Origin of the sequence: Paraburkholderia susongensis (genome assembly GCF_900177725.1) — a bacterium.
In the GTDB taxonomy this organism is placed as follows: domain Bacteria; phylum Pseudomonadota; class Gammaproteobacteria; order Burkholderiales; family Burkholderiaceae; genus Paraburkholderia; species Paraburkholderia susongensis.
In genome coordinates this window covers 387,200-405,719 of the sequence record NZ_FXAT01000004.1, presented here as the reverse complement: position 1 = coordinate 405,719, position 18,520 = coordinate 387,200, and the positions used below count along the sequence as shown (strand labels likewise).

Annotated in this window: 16 protein-coding genes; 4 read left to right on the top strand and 12 right to left on the bottom strand. The window is 62.8% G+C overall.

Translation table 11 applies throughout. The features are described from left to right. Nucleotides 1-40: 40 nt before the first annotated feature. From B9Z01_RS14715 to B9Z01_RS14705, 3 genes are all read left to right on the top strand, one after another. A complete protein-coding gene (locus tag B9Z01_RS14715; protein WP_085484184.1) occupies nucleotides 41-982 on the top strand; it encodes a CysB family HTH-type transcriptional regulator in 942 nt (313 codons plus the stop codon). Nucleotides 983-1,061: 79 nt separating this feature from the next. Further along, nucleotides 1,062-2,237 (top strand): ABC transporter substrate-binding protein, encoded by a 1,176-nt coding sequence (locus B9Z01_RS14710; protein WP_085484182.1) that lies wholly within the window; start codon nucleotides 1,062-1,064, stop codon nucleotides 2,235-2,237. Between the two features lie 60 nt (nucleotides 2,238-2,297). Further along, complete coding sequence (locus tag B9Z01_RS14705) at nucleotides 2,298-2,708, top strand: DUF302 domain-containing protein (RefSeq protein ID WP_085484180.1); 411 nt, start codon at nucleotides 2,298-2,300, stop codon at nucleotides 2,706-2,708. 96 nt (nucleotides 2,709-2,804) lie between these two features. On the opposite strand, the gene B9Z01_RS14700 is transcribed toward B9Z01_RS14705, so the two are convergent. The 6 genes from B9Z01_RS14700 to B9Z01_RS14675 all read right to left on the bottom strand — a co-directional run bounded on the left by B9Z01_RS14700 (nucleotide 2,805) and on the right by B9Z01_RS14675 (nucleotide 10,678). Continuing rightward, on the bottom strand, nucleotides 2,805-3,485 hold the full coding sequence (locus tag B9Z01_RS14700) for a class I SAM-dependent methyltransferase (RefSeq protein WP_208626003.1): 681 nt from the start codon (nucleotides 3,483-3,485) through the stop codon (nucleotides 2,805-2,807). 89 nt (nucleotides 3,486-3,574) lie between these two features. Next, nucleotides 3,575-4,318: an amino acid ABC transporter ATP-binding protein gene (locus B9Z01_RS14695; protein ID WP_085484178.1), complete on the bottom strand. Its 744-nt coding sequence runs from the start codon at nucleotides 4,316-4,318 to the stop codon at nucleotides 3,575-3,577. A gap of 16 nt (nucleotides 4,319-4,334) precedes the next feature. Then, entirely contained in the window at nucleotides 4,335-5,474 is a 1,140-nt protein-coding gene (locus B9Z01_RS14690; RefSeq protein ID WP_085484176.1) for an amino acid ABC transporter permease, read from the bottom strand. Between the two features lie 25 nt (nucleotides 5,475-5,499). After that, complete coding sequence (locus tag B9Z01_RS14685) at nucleotides 5,500-6,375, bottom strand: ABC transporter substrate-binding protein (RefSeq protein ID WP_244196022.1); 876 nt, start codon at nucleotides 6,373-6,375, stop codon at nucleotides 5,500-5,502. Nucleotides 6,376-6,477: 102 nt separating this feature from the next. Next, nucleotides 6,478-7,704 carry a TauD/TfdA family dioxygenase gene (locus B9Z01_RS14680; RefSeq protein WP_244196021.1) on the bottom strand — a complete coding sequence of 409 codons (1,227 nt, stop codon included), beginning with the start codon at nucleotides 7,702-7,704 and terminating at the stop codon, nucleotides 6,478-6,480. Between the two features lie 760 nt (nucleotides 7,705-8,464). Next, nucleotides 8,465-10,678, bottom strand: a complete 2,214-nt coding sequence (locus B9Z01_RS14675) for a TonB-dependent siderophore receptor (protein WP_244196020.1) — start codon at nucleotides 10,676-10,678, stop codon at nucleotides 8,465-8,467. Between the two features lie 380 nt (nucleotides 10,679-11,058). On the opposite strand from B9Z01_RS14675, the gene B9Z01_RS14670 reads away from it, so the two are divergent. Continuing rightward, entirely contained in the window at nucleotides 11,059-11,319 is a 261-nt protein-coding gene (locus tag B9Z01_RS14670) for a hypothetical protein (RefSeq protein ID WP_085484172.1), read from the top strand. A gap of 132 nt (nucleotides 11,320-11,451) precedes the next feature. Here B9Z01_RS14670 and B9Z01_RS14665 read toward each other — a convergent pair whose 3' ends face one another. The 6 genes from B9Z01_RS14665 to B9Z01_RS14640 all read right to left on the bottom strand — a co-directional run bounded on the left by B9Z01_RS14665 (nucleotide 11,452) and on the right by B9Z01_RS14640 (nucleotide 18,492). Continuing rightward, nucleotides 11,452-12,618: a Gfo/Idh/MocA family protein gene (locus B9Z01_RS14665; RefSeq protein WP_085484765.1), complete on the bottom strand. Its 1,167-nt coding sequence runs from the start codon at nucleotides 12,616-12,618 to the stop codon at nucleotides 11,452-11,454. A gap of 97 nt (nucleotides 12,619-12,715) precedes the next feature. Then, nucleotides 12,716-13,765, bottom strand: coding sequence for a sugar phosphate isomerase/epimerase family protein (locus tag B9Z01_RS14660; protein ID WP_085484170.1), 1,050 nt, complete (start codon nucleotides 13,763-13,765; stop codon nucleotides 12,716-12,718). Nucleotides 13,766-13,892: 127 nt separating this feature from the next. Then, nucleotides 13,893-14,855, bottom strand: coding sequence for a substrate-binding domain-containing protein (locus B9Z01_RS14655; RefSeq protein ID WP_085484168.1), 963 nt, complete (start codon nucleotides 14,853-14,855; stop codon nucleotides 13,893-13,895). A gap of 75 nt (nucleotides 14,856-14,930) precedes the next feature. Beyond that, on the bottom strand, nucleotides 14,931-15,944 hold the full coding sequence (locus tag B9Z01_RS14650) for an ABC transporter permease (protein WP_085484166.1): 1,014 nt from the start codon (nucleotides 15,942-15,944) through the stop codon (nucleotides 14,931-14,933). Further along, on the bottom strand, nucleotides 15,925-17,412 hold the full coding sequence (locus tag B9Z01_RS14645; protein ID WP_085484164.1) for a sugar ABC transporter ATP-binding protein: 1,488 nt from the start codon (nucleotides 17,410-17,412) through the stop codon (nucleotides 15,925-15,927). Before B9Z01_RS14645 ends, B9Z01_RS14650 begins: the two co-directional genes overlap by 20 nt. 3 nt (nucleotides 17,413-17,415) lie before the next feature. Further along, complete coding sequence (locus tag B9Z01_RS14640; protein ID WP_085484162.1) at nucleotides 17,416-18,492, bottom strand: LacI family DNA-binding transcriptional regulator; 1,077 nt, start codon at nucleotides 18,490-18,492, stop codon at nucleotides 17,416-17,418. Nucleotides 18,493-18,520 lie beyond the last annotated feature (28 nt).

The following is an 18,520-nucleotide window of genomic DNA, read 5'->3' as shown; positions in this document are numbered from 1 at the left end:
AACGACTAAAAAATTCTTTTTATATGCGGCGAGGTTATATATGAATCTGCACCAATTTCGCTTCGTCCGCGAGGCAGTGAGGCAGAATTTCAACCTCACCGAGGCGGCCAAGGCGCTCTTCACAAGCCAGCCGGGCGTCTCCAAGGCGATCATCGAGCTCGAGGACGAGCTGGGCGTCGAAATTTTCACGCGGCACGGCAAGCGCGTGCGCTCGCTGACGGAGCCGGGCCGCATCATCCTGCAGTCGATCGAAAAAATCCTGCAGGAAGTGGAGAGCCTCAAGCGCGTCGGCAAGGACTACGCGGCGCAGGATCAGGGCAATCTCGTGATTGCCGCGACCCACACGCAGGCGCGCTACTCGCTGCCGGCCGCGATCGCCGAATTCAAGAAGCGCTTTCCGAAGGTCCACCTTTCGATTCTGCAAGGCAGCCCGACCCAGGTCGCCGAGATGGTGCTGCACGACCAGGCCGACCTCGCCATCGCGACCGAGGCGATCGCCAATTACAAGGATCTGGTCTCGCTGCCGTGCTTCCAGTGGCACCACGTCGCGGTGATGCAGCCGGACCATCCGCTGCTCGAGCGCAAACTTCTGTCGCTCGACGACCTGACCCAGTACCCGCTGATTACCTACGACAACGCGTTCGCCGGCCGCACCAAGATCAACGAGGCGTTCCGCCTGCGCGGGCTGCATCCGGACATCGTGCTGGAGGCGATCGACGCCGACGTCATCAAGACCTATGTCGAACTCGGGCTCGGCGTCGGCATCATGGCGGACATCGCGTTCAACGCCGAGCGCGACCGCCACCTGCGCGCGATGCCGGTCGGCCATCTGTTCGGCAGCAACGTGACGCGCGTCGCGCTGAAACAGGGCGCGTACCTGCGCAGCTATGTGTATACGCTCGTCGAGCTGTTGTCGCCGAGCATGAACCGCAAGCTGATCGAGCAGGCGCTCAAGGGCGAGCACGAAACCTACGAACTTTGATTCTGCCTGAGGTCCTGGAGTCCCCCGCCAGAATCCCGCTTTCGCTTCAATTCCGCCTTCCGCCACGGAGACCTTTCTGATGACGTCACATAACAACAAACTTCGGAACACCTTGCGCAGCCTCGCGGCCGCCGCCGGCGCGCTGCTCGTCGCCAGCGCCGCGCACGCCGACCTCAAGGTCGGCATCGATCTGTCGAACACCGGGCCCGCTGCCGTGATCGGCATCACGAGCAAGAACGCGATGCTGATGTGGCCGCCGACGATCGCCGGCCAGAAAGCCGACTACATCTTCCTCGACGACGCGTCCGACCCCGGCCTCGCGGTGCGCAACATCCGCAAGCTCATCAACGAGGACCACGTCGACGTGATCGTCGGTCCGAACATCACGCCGGCCGCGATGGCCGCGCTCGATCCGGTCGCCGAAAGCCAGACGCCGATGATTACGCTGATCGGCTCGGCAAGCGTCGTCGAGCCGCAGGAAGGCAAGCGCATCTGGGCGTACAAGATGGCGCAGACCGACAGCGCGATGGCCGACGTGATGACGCGCTACATGTCGAACCACAACGTGAAGACGGTCGGCTTCATCGGTTTCGCGGACGGCTACGGCGAAAGCTGGCTCAACGAGTTCAGCAAGTTCGCGGCGCTGCGCCATATCCAGCTGGTCGCGACCGAGCGCTACAACCGCACCGATGCGAGCGTGACCGGGCAGATCCTCAAGCTGATGGCCGCGAAACCCGACGCGATCCTGATCGCCGGCGCGGGCACGCCGACGGTGCTGCCGCAGCGCACGCTGATCGAGCACGGCTACAAGGGGCCGATCTATCAGACGCACGGCATCGCGACGCCCGAGTTCATCAAGCTCGGCGGCAAGGACGTGGAAGGCACGCTGTTTCCGACGCAGCCCGTCGTGGTCGCGCGCACGCTGCCGGCCGATCATCCGTCGAAGAAGGCTGCGCTCGCGTTCGTCGACGCGTATGAGGCGAAGTATGGGCCGGGCAGCGTGACCCAATTCGCGGGCGATGCGGCGGGCGTGTACCCGCGCTTGCAGGATGCGGTCGCGCGTGCGTTGAAGACCGCGCAGCCGGGCACGCCGGCCTTTCGTGCCGCGCTGCGCGATGAACTCGAACATGCGCATGAGCTCGTGGTGCCGAACGGGGTCGTCAATACGAGCCCGAAAGATCACGTCGGGCTGGATCAGCGCGCGAGCGTGATGGGCACCATCAAGAATGGGAAGTTCGTTTATCTGAGCCAGTGACGGATGGCGGCGGGGTGTTGATGGACGCTGCCAACGCACACGATCCACACAGGAGGCATCATGACCGCCGCTTCGACTGCAGAGAGCGCTGGTACGGGCATCGTCACTATTGCAAGCGCGCACGCCGGCGCCGCGACGGCTGAGCGGCTCCGGGCGCTGATCCTCGAGCGCGGGCTGACGCTTTTCGCCCACGTCGATTTCAGCGGCGACGCCGAGCGCGCCGGGCTTGCGATACCGTTCAGCCAACTGCTGATCTTCGGCAATCCCAAGGCCGGTACACCCTTGATGCAATACGCGCCAACCACCGGGCTCGATCTTCCGCTCAAGGTGCTCGTCTGGGACGACGCGGACGGCCGGACATGGCTGTCGTTCAATTCGCCCGACTATCTCCGCCAGCGCCACGGTCTACCGGATGATCTGATGAAGCCGGTTAGCGGCGTGGCCGCGCTCGTGGACACCGCGGCGCGCTGATGCGCCGGCCGGGGGGCCGCCACGGTTCGACACGCCCCCCATCAGGCCGCCCCTGCGGATGTTGTTCGGTCTGGCGATGACGAGGTGCCGCCGCTCCTATCTGGACTGCACGCGAAAAATCACCGAGGCGGGCCGGCCAGTCAGCGGGTGCACAGGCTCTCGCATCTCCCGCACGATCAGCCCGCTAGCCCACATCGATTCGAGCCATGTCTGCAAGGTGCGGAAATACCACGGCGGGGCATCGCTGAATGCTTCGCCAAACCCCGCCCACGACCCTGTTCGCCAGCCATCGACATACGGCAAGTCGCCGCAGGCAACCAGTGGATGCAGTGTTTGCACGATCAACGAACCATCGGGCTCGAGCAGCATCGGCATCGCGCGCAACAGCCCGTCTACCGACTCCTTGCCGAACAGAGAGAAGTTGCAGACCACGACGTCGGCCTTCAGTTCGAGTCGTCCAGCGGCGATCTCTTCATACGATAGCGTTCTGCCGTCGATCACCCCCGCCTCGGTCGCCGCGAGCACCAGTTCGTGCACCACGTCTACCGCTGTCACGCGCATGCCATGCTGCTGAAGTGCGATGGCAAGCCAGCCCTCTCCACAACCGAGATCCAGCACGGTAGCCGGTTTGCAGTTGAGTATCGCGTCCAGCACGGCTTGATCGGTGCTCAGGCGCCTGCTTTCGATTTCTCCGGCACGTACCGCGTTCATCCACGGCGACGCGTTACGCTTCCATGAATCGACGATCTTGCCGTCGCTAAGAGGTTCGATATCCATCGCTCGTTTCGCCCACAGTCTGCCAATGCCGATGCACGGCACCACGGACTCGCATCATAAAAGACGCCTGAATGGCGTGGCGATCTCGGTTAGATGCGCCTCGCTTCCCGAATGCTCTTGAGAAACGCGCGCGTTCTGTCACGTGTCGGATCGCCGAAGATCTGTTCCGGCGGCCCTTCCTCATAAACAGCGCCGTCGCACAGAAAACATACCTTTGATGAAACCTCGCGCGCGAAGCCCATCTCATGCGTCGCGAGCAACATCGTCATGCCTTCACTCGCGAGATCACGCACGATGTTCAGAACTTCGGAAACCAGTTCGGGATCCAGCGCGGACGTGATTTCATCGAGCAACAGCACCATCGGATCCATCGCCAGCGCACGCACGATCGCCACGCGCTGCTGCTGCCCACCCGACAAGCGGTCCGGATATTCCTTCGCCTTGTCCGCGAGGCCCACGCGTTTGAGCAGCGCCATCGCGCGCTCTTCGGCTTCGTCTTTGGGTTGTTTCAGAACGCGAACCGGAGCGAGCGTCACATTCTCGAGAACGCTCATGTGCGGAAACAGGTTATAGCCCTGAAATACGATGCCGATGTCTCGGCGCAATGCATCCACGTCGACGCCGGGGCCAGTGATACGGTCTCCATGGACCAGTATTTCGCCGTCGTCGATCAACTCGAGTCCGTTGATACAGCGCAGTAGCGTCGACTTCCCCGAACCTGACGGCCCGATCAGGCACACGACATCATGCTCGTCGACTGTCATCGCGAGGCGCTTGATAACCGGCACCTCACCATACGATTTCGAAATGTCGCGAATGTCGATAAACGACATGGAATCGTCCCCTCCCTCAAGCCTCGCCGGCACGCATACGCGCGCGATCGCGCCGCATCATCCGCTCGACGAATCTCGTTTGCGGAATCGATACGACGATGAAAAGCAGCGCCACCGTGCTGACAGCGGAAAGATTGTAGTAATTCGACGCAATCAACATCGACTGATTGAATGAATCGATCACGCCCACGACAGACACGAGCGCCGTATCTTTCTGCAGCGAGATAAAGGAATTGAGCAGCGGCGGAATGATCTGACGGATTCCCTGCGGAATGATGACGAAGCGCAACGTCTGAAAGTGGGACAAGCCGAGCGAACGCGCCGCGGCGTTCTGGCTCCAGTGAATGCTCAGAATGCCGGCGCGGTAAATCTCCGTGACATAAGCGCCAACGGTCAGCGTCAACGCAACTATGACGAATACCGTCAGCGAAAGATCTTTCAACAAGGGTATTCCGGTCAACGGAATACCGAAACCGACCAGATAGATCACCAGCACCGCGGGTACCGCGCGGAAGATATCGACATACGCGGTGGCGATCAGACGAACCGGTTTGCCGGCGGCACCCGGCGCGAACATCGCGAGCACGACGATCAACCCCCAGATCAACACCAGTACTTCCGTAATGATGGAGATCTTGACGTTCATCCAGAAAGCAGCAAGTACCAATGGAAATGTCTTCACCATCAGGGGTACCAGGAAGAATGTCTTGGCTACCGCCTGATGGTTGACCAGAAAGAACTGAAAGACGAGGATCACGACCAGTTGCGCCAATGCATATCCCAACGCGATAAAGCACTGGTCCCGCGCTGCCGAGCGCGCGCCGCGCGCTTCCGCGAGATCCCGGCGCGCAGCCGCATCGCGAATGCGGCCGCACGCTCTGAGCGCCCGGACTACCGGCAACACGATTGCTACCGAAAGCAACGCGAGAAGCACGACGATCGCATTAACCCATGCGCCGTCGAAATGAGCTGCCAGGAAGGAGGCTCGCATGACGGCAATCGTGTACCAACCTCCCAATACGGCGACAGCCACCGCCACGATCGATGCAAGCAGTAGTGACGTGGGCGCGCCCGGCATGCCACCCATCCTCAGGCGACGCCCATTGCCCGCGTGGCCCGGCATGGCGTCGCCTGTCTGTCGCGTTGCATTGCTCATGGTTCAGGCTCTTGGGTTAGGTCGCTTAGGGGTTCAGAACCGGCACTTTGGTGGGATCCGCACCGAGTTCCGGCGTCAGATACTTGGCGCTCAGCCTCTCCAGAGTGCCATCCTTTTTCATACCTTCTATCAACTGGTTGAATGCCGCCAGATTCGGCGAATCCTTGTTAACCAGTCCGCCCCACTTCTCGCCGGTATCGAAACGGCCGACAACTTCCAATGCGCCATTCGAGTTCTTCGCACGCAGGAGAACGTTAGGCGTGTCGTAGATCACAGCGTCGACCTGTCCCGCGGCCAGCGCCGTATACATTGACGGTGGATCGTTGAACACCTTCGGCTGTTCGGTGGGCTTTACTTTTTCGACGATGTAATCGTAAGCCGTGGTGCCCCGCTCGACCGCATAGCGAAGACTGCCGAGATTCTTCCCGTCGACCTTGGTGCCGGTCTTGACCAGGATGCCCTGATCGGAATTGAAGTACGGCTCGGTGAAGTTCACGACCTGCTTGCGCGGCTCAGTGATCGTGATTTCACTCAGCGCAATATCGAATCCCTGCGATTGTCCGGTCAGAATCTGCTGAAAGGACCGGCTCACCAGAATCACCCGGTCGAGGCCCGCCCGATAGGCCATGTTGGCGGCCATGCAGTACTCGAATCCGTCCTTGATCGTGTCGAGTGAATCGCCATTCCACCAGCCCGGCACACCGAGAACCGGCCGCACCGACAGTGCCCCTGGAACGACGGTCGTCAATTTGACCGAGCCTTTTTCTCCGCTTACTTCGCATTTGCCAAAGTCCTGCGCGGCGAACGCCGTGACGGTGACGGCACTCAAAGCGACGCAGACCATCGCCCGATGAAGCCACGTTGCACGTTTTTCTGCGAGAGGCATGCTGCTTTGCGTCACGTTATTCTCCTCAATCGTAAGGTATTGCATCTTCAACGAGCGGCTACACGTCTACAGATTACCGAGTACTACAGCAGAGCGAGATCGGGAGAAGCCCTGCGTTCAACTCATGCAAGGTGTCGCGGGTTGCGCAATGCCACCATGAGGCATGCCGCCCGACACATCACCCCAGAGGACCGCATGATCTTCAGGCAACGCGCGAGAGTTGGGTACCGACAACCAGAGCCTCATCAGCATCCGGTCCTGGCCGGTCGTCGCGTCGTCCTTGAAGGCTGTGCGCCCGTGATAGACGATGTGATTGTTGAGAAGCTGGATATCGCCAGGCGCGAATCGCATTTCGAAGCAGTACTCCTGAGCAAGTTGCAGAAGCATCCGCAAAGCTTCGTGCTCGGCATCGGTCAATTTGCGCACGTTCGAAAGCAATTGCGCATTCTCGATGTAGGTCAGCGAAAAGTGACTCGTGAGCTTGCCGTCCCGGACCCCGAAAACCGGCAGATCGTAAGTCACGTACTGGCCGCCGGCTTCTTCTCCGAACCGGCTGCGCGGAATAGGCTTGCACAGCAGAGCATGCAGATCCGGCCGACGCCTGAGCATTTCGTTGTAGACGGTCGCACTGCTCGCGAGTTTGCTAACGCCGCCTTCCGATGCTTGCCGCACGCAAAGCAGTCCGACGACATCGCAGCGGTCCGTGTGAAAACGCAATTCGCCGGGCGACAAGGTGCGCGCGCCCGATGACAGAAATTCCTTGCCCGATGCGTCGACCGTCGCGCCGTAGAGTTTGGCGCCCACGCCTGCGCCTTCGTCTTTGATCTCGCGCATCAATTCGCCGCGGCGGTTCTGGAACATTGGCGTGCCGAGATGACGGCCCAACGCGTACCAGATGCGGCGCAACTGTTCCTGGTTATAGCGACTGACATCGAGGCCGCGGATTTTGACCATGCCGGAACCGTTTTCGAGTTCTTCGCGCACGTCGTCGAAGAACGCCGTCGCGCCGGGCAGCGGAAAGTTATCGCGGTTGACTTCGGTCCAGTCGATACCGGCCGACTTGCCGACGGCGATGTCGATCCCATCCAGCACGGCTGGAGGAAAGTCCTTGACCCATCGAGGGCTTTCGTACATTTCGACACCGTTCCACACACACGCACCTTGCAGGTAATCGGCGGATGACATGGGTTCTCCAAAGTAATTGAGACCTGAGCGGCATCGCCCCTGAATCTTGATGTGGTTCGAACGGATGCAACTGCCGCGCTGCAGAGTTGTATATACAAGATATGCACAATAAGTCGCGGCTAGTTTTCCTTCAAGAGGTTCTCTTAAGAATGCGGGCAAACACCTATCTGGGGTGCCCTTTGGTAGGGTTGGGGCTGTTTTTTTTCTTTGTTCTTGCGGTGTTGGCCTTTCCTTGCTTTCTTATCGGTCTATTAGCGTTGCCCCTGTGCGGGGCGGCACCTACTTTCTTTGCGGCTGCAAAGAAAGTAGGCAAAGAAAGCAGCTTCACACCGCCAATTCTTAAGTGGGTCCCCTGGCTTGGAGGGGGCAGTGGTGCATCTGGAATCTGTGCCCCCGCACATTGCGCGTTGGTGACAAAGACATCATCCGCTCCCACTCCGCACTACGTGCGTCGCGGACGGGTCTGCAAGGGAAACCAGTGGGGCGAGCCTTGCTCCGTGAGGGCCATCGGCTTCGCCTCGGCGATGCGCCGAAAAAAACCGATGGTTTTTGAACAGGGGGTCGGCGCGCGCAGCGCCGCCGGAAGAATGACTGCCTTGTCACTACCGCCGAATGTGCGGGAACACAGATTCCAGATGCACCACTACCCCCTCCAAGCCAGGGGACCCACTTAAGAATTAGCGGTGTGAAGCTGCTTTCTTTGCCTACTTTCTTTGCAGCCGCAAAGAAAGTAGGTGCCGCCCCGCACAGGGGCAACACTAATAGACCGACAAGAAAGCAAGGAAAGGCCAACGCCGCAGGAACAAAGAAAACAAGCCTCGCAAAGGAAGCACTACCAACACCCCAACAAGAAAACAAGGAAAGGCCAACACCACAAGAACAACAACAAAACAACCCCAATATCCCTTCCACCCTCCGGTCAGAAATCGATTTTGGCATTCAAGCTAACCATGCGCGGATCTCCCGGCGCAATATAGTCCGAATACTGGAACATCCAGTAACGACGATTCGTGATGTTATCGATAGCCGCGCGCAGCGTCACGTCATGTCCGCCAATGCGAGTCATGTAGTTCGCACCGACGTTCACGATCATATAGCCGCCCGTCTCGAGGTCGCCCGCCGGACGAACCTTCGTGCTGCCCGTGAATTTCGCGTCGGCGCCCACCTGCAGGCCCGGCAGCTGCGGCACGTCGTAGGTCACGCGGCCCGCGGCGACGAACTGCGGCGCACCGGCCACGCGCTGGCCGTTGTATTGCTGTCCCTTCGCGTACCAGGTGTCGAGCAGCATCAGATTGCCGGCCACCTGCCAACTGCGGCCCAGACGCACGCTGCCGCCCGCTTCGAGCCCCTCGTAGATCGAGTTGCCGTCCTGCACGTAGACGTTCTGGCCGTTCGCATAAGCGGCGCCCCGCTCGATGCGAAACAGCGCGGCCGTCGCGCTCCAGCGCCCATGCTCGCTCTTCACGCCGACCTCATACTGACGCGAGCGCAGCGGACGCAGCAGTTGCCCGCCGTTCGCGTAAATGTCCGCGACGATCGCCCCCTGCTCCAGCGACTCCACGTAGCTCGCGTACAGCGTCGTGTTCGGTTCGAGCTTGTACATGAGCGCCACGGTCGGCGTGAGAACACCGTTCTGCCCGTACGATGACGCGAGCGAGCCGTCCACGTTGTACGTCTGCTGATCGTAGTTCGTGTAGCGCAGGCCCGCGAGCAGCGACCAGCGGCTCGTGAGCTGGATCGTGTCGCGCGCGAACAGCGCCTTTTGCGTGATCTCGCTCGCGCGATATTTGTCGAGCCCCGCGCCCGAGTAATAGCGCCACGGGTTCGGCTGAAACAGGTTGCCGTCGCCGAGCGTGAAGGAGTGCGAAACAGCGCTGTAGTCGTTGGTCTGGTGCTGCCACGACGCGCCGAGCGCCAGATCATGCGTGAAGATGCCGGTCTTCACCTTGCCTTCGAACACGCCCTGCCAGTAGATGTCCTGATGCCCTTCGTCGCCGTTCCAGCGGTTGTCGGTGTAATCGCCCGCCTGGTTGAGCAGCGTGAGCGTGCTCTCGTTGCGGTCGCGCGTCGATTTGCTGTAGCTCGCCGACGTCTTGAACGACCAGTCCGGCGTGATCTGGTAATTGACGCCCGCCGTGTAGAGCTGCAGGTTCGTGTTCAGATGCTGATCGGTGCCGCCGAGCAGATTGGTGCCGCCGCTGATCGTGGCGGGCAGGCTCGTGCCCGTATAGCTGCCCGTGTAGATCGCGGGCGTCTGGCCGCTCGAGCGGCTTTGCTGGTAGATCGCGTCGAAGTAGACGTCGAGGTCGCGCGTGAGCTGACCGTCGAGCGCCACCGCCAGCGAATTGCGGTTGATGTCGCCCGCGTTGTAGGTCTTGCCCGCCTCGTGCGTGTAATTGATGCGCGCACCGAACATGCCGTCCGGGCCGAAGCGCCGGCTCAGATCGGCGTGCTGGCTGAACACGCTGTCCATCCGGTAGCCGACCGACACGCTCGTCACGGGCTCGTTGCCCGGCTTCTTCGTCACGTAGTTGACGACCCCGCCCGGCTGCACGAAACCGTACATGAAGCCGCCGAGACCCTTGAGCAGCTCGACGCGTTCGAGGTTTTCATAGGGCATCGTGATGCCGTACGAAATGAACGGATTGCCGTTGATGCGAAAGCCGTTCTGCCAGTCGATCGGCAGGCCGCGAATCGAGATATACGTCGCCCATGCGCTGTAGCCGTTGCTGTTGTCGGTCACCGAGGCGTCGCCCGCGAACACGTCGCCGAGCTTGTTCGCCTGGCGGTCGGCAAGCTCTTCGCCGGTCACGATGGTGGTCGAGAACGGCGTATCGAGCTGTGAGCGCGTACCGAGCGCGCCTGCCGAGACCGGCGTGTTCAGATTCAGCGGCGAGTCGCTCTGCTGGGCCGCCGTCACCTTGACGACGGGTAGCGCCTGCTCGCCGCCGCTTGCGGCCGGGGCGCTGCCCGCCGCGGCGTTTGCGGTGGCGTCCGGCGCCGCGGCGTCAACGCCCGCGGCGCTTTGCGCAAAGGCGGATTGGGCCGCGACGACAAAAGTTACCCAGGCGGCAATCCGCAAAGGACGATGAAGCACGCGCCCGCTCGGGCGTTCGATTTCTTGATTTTTCATGTTTGCCAACGATCGGCGCGCCTCGGCGCTTTTTATTGAATGAGAGTCATTCTCATTACAAGTGCGCGATGTTAGCAAAGCCTTTTAACTTTTAAAAGCATTACGCCTGGATTTTTTCGGGCTTTCGATGCAGCGTCTGTTCCGCGCTCGATGCCGATTTGGTGGCTTGGTTTGGTGACTTAGGAAGGTGAGGCGTGCGGCCTCACGGGAGGCAGGATTTCGTCTGGTGGAATAACAGACAGCATCTGAAGGCGGCTCGTCCGCACGAAGCGCATACCGCACTCGAGAACCTTGATGGCGCCCTCTCCCCTATCCCCACGGACGCGAAACATCATCGGAATTGTTAAAGTAGCAATCTTTCCTCACTCGGCAGTCCCACCATGCGCACCACCCGAGCCATCCACGCCGTCGAGCGGCTTAAAACGCGCAGCGGCAATCCCCGCTTTGCCGCAATCAGTCTGTCAGGCGGCCTGTTCTATCTGGTCGACAAATCGAGCGGCGTCGACAAGAAGGTCTCTGAGCCGCTGGCGCTCGACGACTTCGTCAAATTCGTCGACGCGTTCGGCCCGCAGAAACCACGCAAGGCAAGCAAGCTCGACATCGCATTCGAAGCGCAGATCAAGAAGAGCAAGGGAGAGTGACGCGGTTGCGCAACTGCGGTGCGATGCAGCGTCGGCGTAACGCATTCGCGACAGTACGGCTTCGTGGTCCCACACCGTTACCCGCTGACCTGCTGCCAATCCACTCACCTGCCGTCACTCACACTCCGTCACTCACATTCCGGCGCCTGAACCCGCCGCGATCTCCTTCCACTGCCCATCCGCCGCGCTGCTCGCGAGCACAGCCTCGATAAAACGCAGACCGTCCACGCCGTCATCGACCGTCGTCAACAGCCGGCTTTCGGGCGGCGGTTCGCGGCCTTCGTTCAGCGCGCCGATCTGCAGCGCCGCGTCCTTGTACAACTGTGCGAACGCTTCGAGATAGCCTTCCGGATGCCCCTGCGGCACGCGCGTCGCATGCGCGGCGGCGGCGCTTTTCACACGTCCGCGCGTCAACCGCTCGGCCATGCCGCCGAGCGGCGTGAACCACAATTCGTTCGGCTGCTCCTGATCGAACGCGAGGCCCGCCTTCGTGCCATACACGCGCAGCCGCAACGCGTTCTCCGCGCCGCTCGCCACCTGGCTCGCCCACAGCATGCCGCGCGCGCCGTTCGCATAACGCAGCATCGCCTGCACGTGATCGTCGATGCGACGACTCGCCACGAAGGTATGCAACTCCGCGGAGAGCGCTCGCGGCATCATCCCCGTGACGAAAGCGGCCAGCTGATACGCGTGCGTGCCGATGTCGCCGAGACAGCCGGCCGGTCCCGCGAGCGCCGGGTCCGTGCGCCAGTTGGCCTGCCTGTTCGCGCCGCTTGCTTCGATCGGCTCGGCGAGCCAGTCCTGCGCGTACTCGACCTGCACGACGCGTATTTCACCGAGCTCGCCGCGCTCGACCAGCTCGCGCGCATGACGCACGAGCGGATAGCCCGAATACGTATGCGTCAACGCGAACAGCCGCTTCCTCGAGCGCGCGAGCTTCGCGAGTGCCTCGCCCTGCGCGAGCGACACAGCGAGCGGCTTGTCGCATATCACGTGAATGCCGGCTTCGAGAAACGCGGTCGCGACCGGCGCATGCAGATGATTCGGCGTGACGATCGCGACCGCGTCGATGCCGTCCTCGCGTGCCGCCTCGGCGCGCGCCATCTCGCGCCAGTCCGCGTAGCTGCGCTCGATGCCGGCCTCGAGCGCGCTCGCCTGCGCGCGCTGCGGATCGGACGACAACGCGCCCGCCACGAGTTCGAAACGATCGTCGAGCCGCGCGGCGATCCGGTGCACCGCGCCGATGAATGCGCCCTGCCCGCCGCCGACCATGCCGAGCCTGAGCCTTCTGTGTAGCATCGTTTTCGCTCCCATGCGTTGGGTCATACCGTGGGCCATGCGCTCGATCGCCCCCTCGCGTTCATCGCGTTCATCGCGTTCATCGCGTTCATCGCGTTCAGATGCCGAGCACGCTCTTCAGTTGCGCGGCATCGACACCACTACCAGCGAAATCGTCGAACGCATGCTCGGCCACGCGGATGATGTGCCGCCGGATAAATTCCGCCCCCTCGCGCGCGCCGTCGTGCGGATGCTTGAGCGCGCACTCCCATTCGAGCACGGCCCAGCCCGGAAAATCGAACTGCGCCATCTTCGAGAAGATCGCGCCGAAGTCGATCTGTCCATCGCCAAGCGAGCGAAAGCGCCCCGCGCGTTCGACCCAGTCGCTGTAGCCGCCATACACACCCTGCTTGCCGGTCGGACGAAACTCGGCGTCCTTCACATGAAACGCCTTGATGCGCTCGTGATAGATGTCGATGAACGCGAGGTAGTCGAGCTGCTGCAACACGAAATGACTCGGGTCGTAGAGAATGTTCGCGCGCGCGTGCTGCTTCACCGCGGCGAGAAAGCGCTCGAAGCTCACGCCGTCGTGCAGGTCTTCGCCCGGATGCAGCTCGTAGCACACGTCGACGCCGGCTGCATCGAACGCATCGAGAATCGGGGTCCAGCGGCGCGCGAGTTCGTCGAACGCGGCTTCGACCAGACCGGCGGGCCGCTGCGGCCACGGATACAGATACGGCCACGCGAGCGCGCCGGAAAACGACACGTGCGTGTCCAATCCCAAACGGCGCGATGCCTGCGCGGCGAGCTTCATCTGCGCGATCGCCCATTGCGTGCGCGCCGCCGCGTTGCCGCGCACATGCGGCGCGGCGAAGCCATCGAAGAGCGTGTCGTAGGCCGGATGCACGGCGACGAGTTGCCCTTGCAGATGCGTCGACAGTTCGGTGATCGCCACGCCCGCATCGTCGACGGTTTCGCGCAGCTCGTCGCAATACGCATCGCTCGTGGCCGCTTTCTCCAGATCGATCAGGCGCGGATCACACGGCACCTGAATGCCCTTGAAGCCGAGACCTGCGGCCCAGCCCGCGAGATGCGCGAGATTGTCGAACGGCACCTCGTCGCCCATGAACTGTGCGAGAAAGATCGCCGGACCTTTGATGGTTTTCATCGTACGGTTCCTCGAACTTTGTGCGCGCGGGCCGCGTTCCCCCCGAAGAGCGGGACGCTCCCGCGCGCGCTAAACGACCGGCGAGCAAATGCCCGAAGCGATGCTCGACGCGCCGCCCGGACGCTGCCTAGAACGGCGAGTCCGGAAAATAGAACTGCTGCGCGTTTTCCTTCGTAATCAGCACCGACGGAATGATCGTCGTGGCCGGCAGCTTCTCGCCCTTCAGACGCGCCTCGGCCGTGAGCTTGATCGCGTCGTAGATGAATTTCGGCGAGTACGACACGTCGGCCTGGATCATCGGCGCGCCGTCCATCACGTTCTTCACCATGCCCTTCGAGCCCGCGCCGCCGAACACGATCTTGATGTCGTTGCGCTTCGCCTGGTCGATTGCCTTGATGACGCCGACCGCCATGTCGTCGTCGGCGGCCCACACGGCGTCGATGTGCTTGAAGCGCGTCAGGTAGTCCTGCATCACCTTGAACGCGTCGTCGCGATTCCAGTTCGCGTACTTCGCATCGAGAATCTTGATGTCCGGATAGTTCTTCATCACGTTCGTGAACGCGGTCCAGCGCTCGTTGTCGAGCGTGGTCGGAATGCCGCGCAACGCGACGATGTTGCCCTTGCCGCCGAGCGCCTTCGCCATATACTCGGCCGGAATTTTGCCGAATGCGGTGTTGTCGCCGGCGACGTAGGCATCTTGCGCGCTCGTGTCCGTGAGCCCGCGATCGACCACGGTCACGTACACGCCCTTCTTCTTCACCTGCGCGACCGGCTGGGTGAGCGAGGCCGATTCGTACGGGAAGATCACGAGCGAGTTGATCTTGTTGACGGTCACGAGGTCCTGCAACTGGTTCGCCTGGTCGGGCGCGTTGGCCGCGGTCTTCACGATCACCTTCAGATCGGGATGCGCTTTCTCGAGATCGGCCTTCGCTTTGTTCGCCCACCAGACGATACCGCCGGTGAAACCGTGGTCGGCCGTCGGAATCGCGACGCCCAGCGTGACCTTGTCGTCGGCGCGCGCTGCGCCCGCCGTGCCCAGTATTCCCAACGCCAGCATGCCGGCGCCGATCGCTCGAATGACCTGCTTCATGGTTGTGTCTCCAATGTTGAGGCGTTCGGGCGCCCCGTTTTTCGGACCTGCGTTCAGATTGCCACCACTGCTTCACTACCGCCGCCCCCGCTGCACGAACGCGACGAAAATAATCACGACGCCCTGCACCGCCGCATTCAGATACACGCTGATGATGCTGGTCAGATTCAGGATATTGGCGATCACCGAGAGCAGGATCGCGCCGATCACCGTGCCGATCACACGACCCTCGCCGCCCTTGAGGGCCGTGCCGCCGACCACCACCGAAGCGATCGCTTCGAGTTCCCACAGGAGGCCGGTAGTCGGCGTGGCGGAGCCGAGGCGCGGCACATAGAGCACCGTCGCCACACCGACGCAGATACCGAGCAGCACATACGTGACGATCTTCACCGTATCGACGCGAATCGCCGCATAGCGCGCGACCTGTTCGTTCGAGCCGATCGCCTGCACGTGCCGGCCGAACGCGGTGCGATTGAGGATCAGCGCGCCGCCCGCCGCGACCACGAGAAACACCCAGATCGGCACCGGCACACCGAACAGGCTCGCGTAGTAGACAGGGCCATATAGATCGGACAACGAATTGTCGAGCGTCAATGCGCCGCCGTCGGCGAGCCACGTCAGCACCGCGCGGAAAATCCCGAGCGTGCCGAGCGTGACGATGAACGGCTCGATGCGCCCCTTGGTGATGAGCAAGCCGTGCGCGCAGCCGAACATTGCGCCGAGCACGAGCGCCGCGACAATGCCGATCGTCACGATCAGCAACGGCGACAGCGTATGGCCGGCCGCGCCCGACGCGAGAGCGTTCATGAGCCAGATCATGCTGCCCGCGATCAGCGCAGCCATCGAGCCGACCGACAGATCGATGCCGCCCGAGATAATCACGAAGGTCATGCCGACCGCGATGATGCCGATGAACGACGTGCGCGTCAGCACGTTCATGAGGTTGTCGAGCGTCGCGAAATCGCGATTGAGCAGCGTGCCGACGATGCACAGCACGATCAGCCCGACGAGCGGCCCGAGCGTATAGAGCCGCTGCGCGACGCGCAGCGCACGGCGCGATTGCACGGCTTCAGTGGGTGCCGGTCGCATGTGCGATCAACTCCTCTTCGGTCAGATGCTCGAGCGTGAGCGTCGCTTGCAGGCGTCCCGCGCGCATCACCGCGACGCGATGGCACAAGCCGATCAGCTCGATCAGTTCGGATGAAATGACGATCACCGCGCGGCCCTGCGCGGCGAGGCGATGAATCAGAAAATAGATATCGCGTTTCGCGCCGACGTCGACGCCGCGCGTCGGCTCGTCGAGCACGATCACGTTCGGGTCGGGCTGCAGGAACTTCGCGAGCGCGAGCTTCTGCTGGTTGCCGCCCGAGAGCATGCGCGCGCGGCTCGACAGGTCGCCGGTGCGGATGCCGAACTCGCCGACCGCCTTCGTGAGCGCCGCTCGCCCGGCCTTCATGTCGAGCAGCGGATGCGCGTAGCGCTCGAGCGTCATCAGCGTGAGGTTGTCCTGCAGGTTCAGGTCGACGTGCAGGCCTTTGCCCTTGCGGTCCTCGCTCAGATACGTGAGACCGTGACGCATCGCCTCGCGCGGACTCTTCAGATCGGCGCGCCGTCCAGCAATTGCGATCGTGCCCGCCGTGCGCCTGCGCAGGCCGATGATCGCCTCGAACGCCTCGGTGCGGCCCGCGCCGACGAGGCCCGCGAAGCCGAGCACTTCGCCCGCGCGCACCTCGAAGCTCAGGTCCTCGACCCAGTTGGGCACCGTGAGGCCGCTCACCTGCATGGCGATCGGAGCGTCGGCGGGCACGCTCAGCTTGTCGGGGAACATGTCGGACAGTTCGCGCCCGACCATCAGGTTCGCCATCTGCTGACGCGCGAGCCCCGCGGTCTCGCCGCGCGCGACGAAGCGGCCGTCGCGCATCACGATCACTTCGTCGGTGATGCGCTCGACTTCATCGAGCTTGTGCGAGATGTAGACGATCGTCACGCCATCGGCCTTCAGACGCATCATCAGCGCGAAGAGCCGTTCGGTTTCGGCAGGCGTCAGCGTCGCGGTCGGCTCGTCCATGATGAGCAGACGCGCACGGCGCGACAGCGCCTTCGCGATTTCGACCATCTGCTTTTCCGCGACGATCAGCTCGCGCACCTTCGTGTCCGGCGCGCGTTCGAGCCCGACCTGCGCGAGATAGCGCGCGGCGTCGGCGCGCATCGCGGCGTCGTCGACGAACCAGCCGCGCCGCTTCTCGTGGCCGAGGTACATGTTCTGCGCGATCGTCAGATGCTCGGCGAGGTTGAACTCCTGGTGAATCAGCACGATGCCCTGCGCTTCGGCATCGCGCGAACCGGCAAAGCGCTGCGCGTGACCGTCGACGAGCACGCTGCCCGAAGTCGCCGTTTCATAACCGGCGAGAATTTTCATCAGCGTCGACTTGCCCGCGCCGTTCTCGCCGAGCAGGCCGTAGATGCGCCCCGGCGCGAGGTCGAAGCTCACACCATGCAGCACGCGCACGGGCCCGAAGTCCTTGCGGATGTCGTCGAAACGGATCGCGAGGCTCATGGTTCAGGCACTCCCGCGAATCACGAGGCGATGCGGCAACAGCACGCCCGGCACAGTGGCGAGCGGATTCGCGAGGCGCTGCAGCAGCAGGCGCGCGGCGGTTTCGCCAAGCTCGCGCATCGGCTGCGCGATCGTCGTGAGCGGCGGATCGATCTGCGCGGCGAGCGAGATGTCGTCGAAACCGGCCACGGCGACATCGTCGGGCACGCGTTTGCCGACGCTGCGCAAACCGTGGATCACGCCGATCGCGAGCGTGTCGGACACCGCGAAAATCGCGCTCGGCGCATCGGGCTGCTGCGTCAGCGTGACCGCGGCCGAGGCGCCGGCCTCGTAGTCGAGGCTGTTCAGGTTCATGCGCCAGCGCGGGTCCGGCGCGACGCCCGCCTCGGTGAGCGCATCGAGATAGCCCTGCTGACGCTGCCGCGCATACAGATAGCCGACGTCGGAATTGATGAGCCCGATGCGCCGGTGACCGCGCGCGAGCAGATGCCGCACCGCGTCGCCCGCGGCCCGGTAGTTGTCGATGCCGACGTACGGCACGCCGACCGCCGGATCGAACTCGCAGCACGCGACCCACGGCAGCGCCTGCGACGCTTCGCCGAGCGCCTGCTGGATCGTGTCCGGATCGAGGCAGATCGCGCCGTCCGCGCGACGACGGCGCAGCATGTCGAAGTAGCTGCGCTCGCGGCCCGGGTCCGCGCCGGTGTCGCACAACAGCATGAAGTAGCCGTGCTGGCGCGCGACGCTGTCGATGCCGCGCACGATCTCCGCGTAAAACGGATTGCCGAAGTCAGGCACCATCGTCAGCAGCAGGCGGCTTTCCGCCGTGCGCAGATTGCGCGCGAGTTCGTTGACGCGGTAGCCGCTCGCGTCGATCGTGGCGAGCACCTTGTCGCGCGTGGCCGCCCGCACGTTCTCGTGGCCGTTCAGCACGCGCGAGACCGTGGCGACCGAAACCCCGGCCTGCTTCGCCACGCCGGCAATCGAAATGCCTTCTTCCGCGCGCGATGGCCGGCTGGCGGACTCGGCAGCCGCGCCGGGCAACGCTGCCGGAGAAGACTTGGACGACGTTCTGGACATCGGTACTCACAGCCAAAATGTAATCGAT

Bases quoted from the DNA above. Each gene is read 5' to 3' on its own strand.
- B9Z01_RS14715 (WP_085484184.1), top strand. From the start codon at position 41: ATGAATCTGCACCAATTTCGCTTCGTCCGCGAGGCAGTGAGGCAGAAT.
- B9Z01_RS14710 (WP_085484182.1), top strand. From the start codon at position 1,062: ATGACGTCACATAACAACAAACTTCGGAACACCTTGCGCAGCCTCGCG.
- B9Z01_RS14705 (WP_085484180.1), top strand. From the start codon at position 2,298: ATGACCGCCGCTTCGACTGCAGAGAGCGCTGGTACGGGCATCGTCACT.
- B9Z01_RS14700 (WP_208626003.1), bottom strand. From the start codon at position 3,485: ATGGATATCGAACCTCTTAGCGACGGCAAGATCGTCGATTCATGGAAG.
- B9Z01_RS14695 (WP_085484178.1), bottom strand. From the start codon at position 4,318: ATGTCGTTTATCGACATTCGCGACATTTCGAAATCGTATGGTGAGGTG.
- B9Z01_RS14690 (WP_085484176.1), bottom strand. From the start codon at position 5,474: ATGAGCAATGCAACGCGACAGACAGGCGACGCCATGCCGGGCCACGCG.
- B9Z01_RS14675 (WP_244196020.1), bottom strand. From the start codon at position 10,678: ATGAAAAATCAAGAAATCGAACGCCCGAGCGGGCGCGTGCTTCATCGT.
- B9Z01_RS14670 (WP_085484172.1), top strand. From the start codon at position 11,059: ATGCGCACCACCCGAGCCATCCACGCCGTCGAGCGGCTTAAAACGCGC.
- B9Z01_RS14665 (WP_085484765.1), bottom strand. From the start codon at position 12,618: ATGCTACACAGAAGGCTCAGGCTCGGCATGGTCGGCGGCGGGCAGGGC.
- B9Z01_RS14660 (WP_085484170.1), bottom strand. From the start codon at position 13,765: ATGAAAACCATCAAAGGTCCGGCGATCTTTCTCGCACAGTTCATGGGC.
- B9Z01_RS14655 (WP_085484168.1), bottom strand. From the start codon at position 14,855: ATGAAGCAGGTCATTCGAGCGATCGGCGCCGGCATGCTGGCGTTGGGA.
- B9Z01_RS14650 (WP_085484166.1), bottom strand. From the start codon at position 15,944: ATGCGACCGGCACCCACTGAAGCCGTGCAATCGCGCCGTGCGCTGCGC.
- B9Z01_RS14645 (WP_085484164.1), bottom strand. From the start codon at position 17,412: ATGAGCCTCGCGATCCGTTTCGACGACATCCGCAAGGACTTCGGGCCC.
- B9Z01_RS14640 (WP_085484162.1), bottom strand. From the start codon at position 18,492: ATGTCCAGAACGTCGTCCAAGTCTTCTCCGGCAGCGTTGCCCGGCGCG.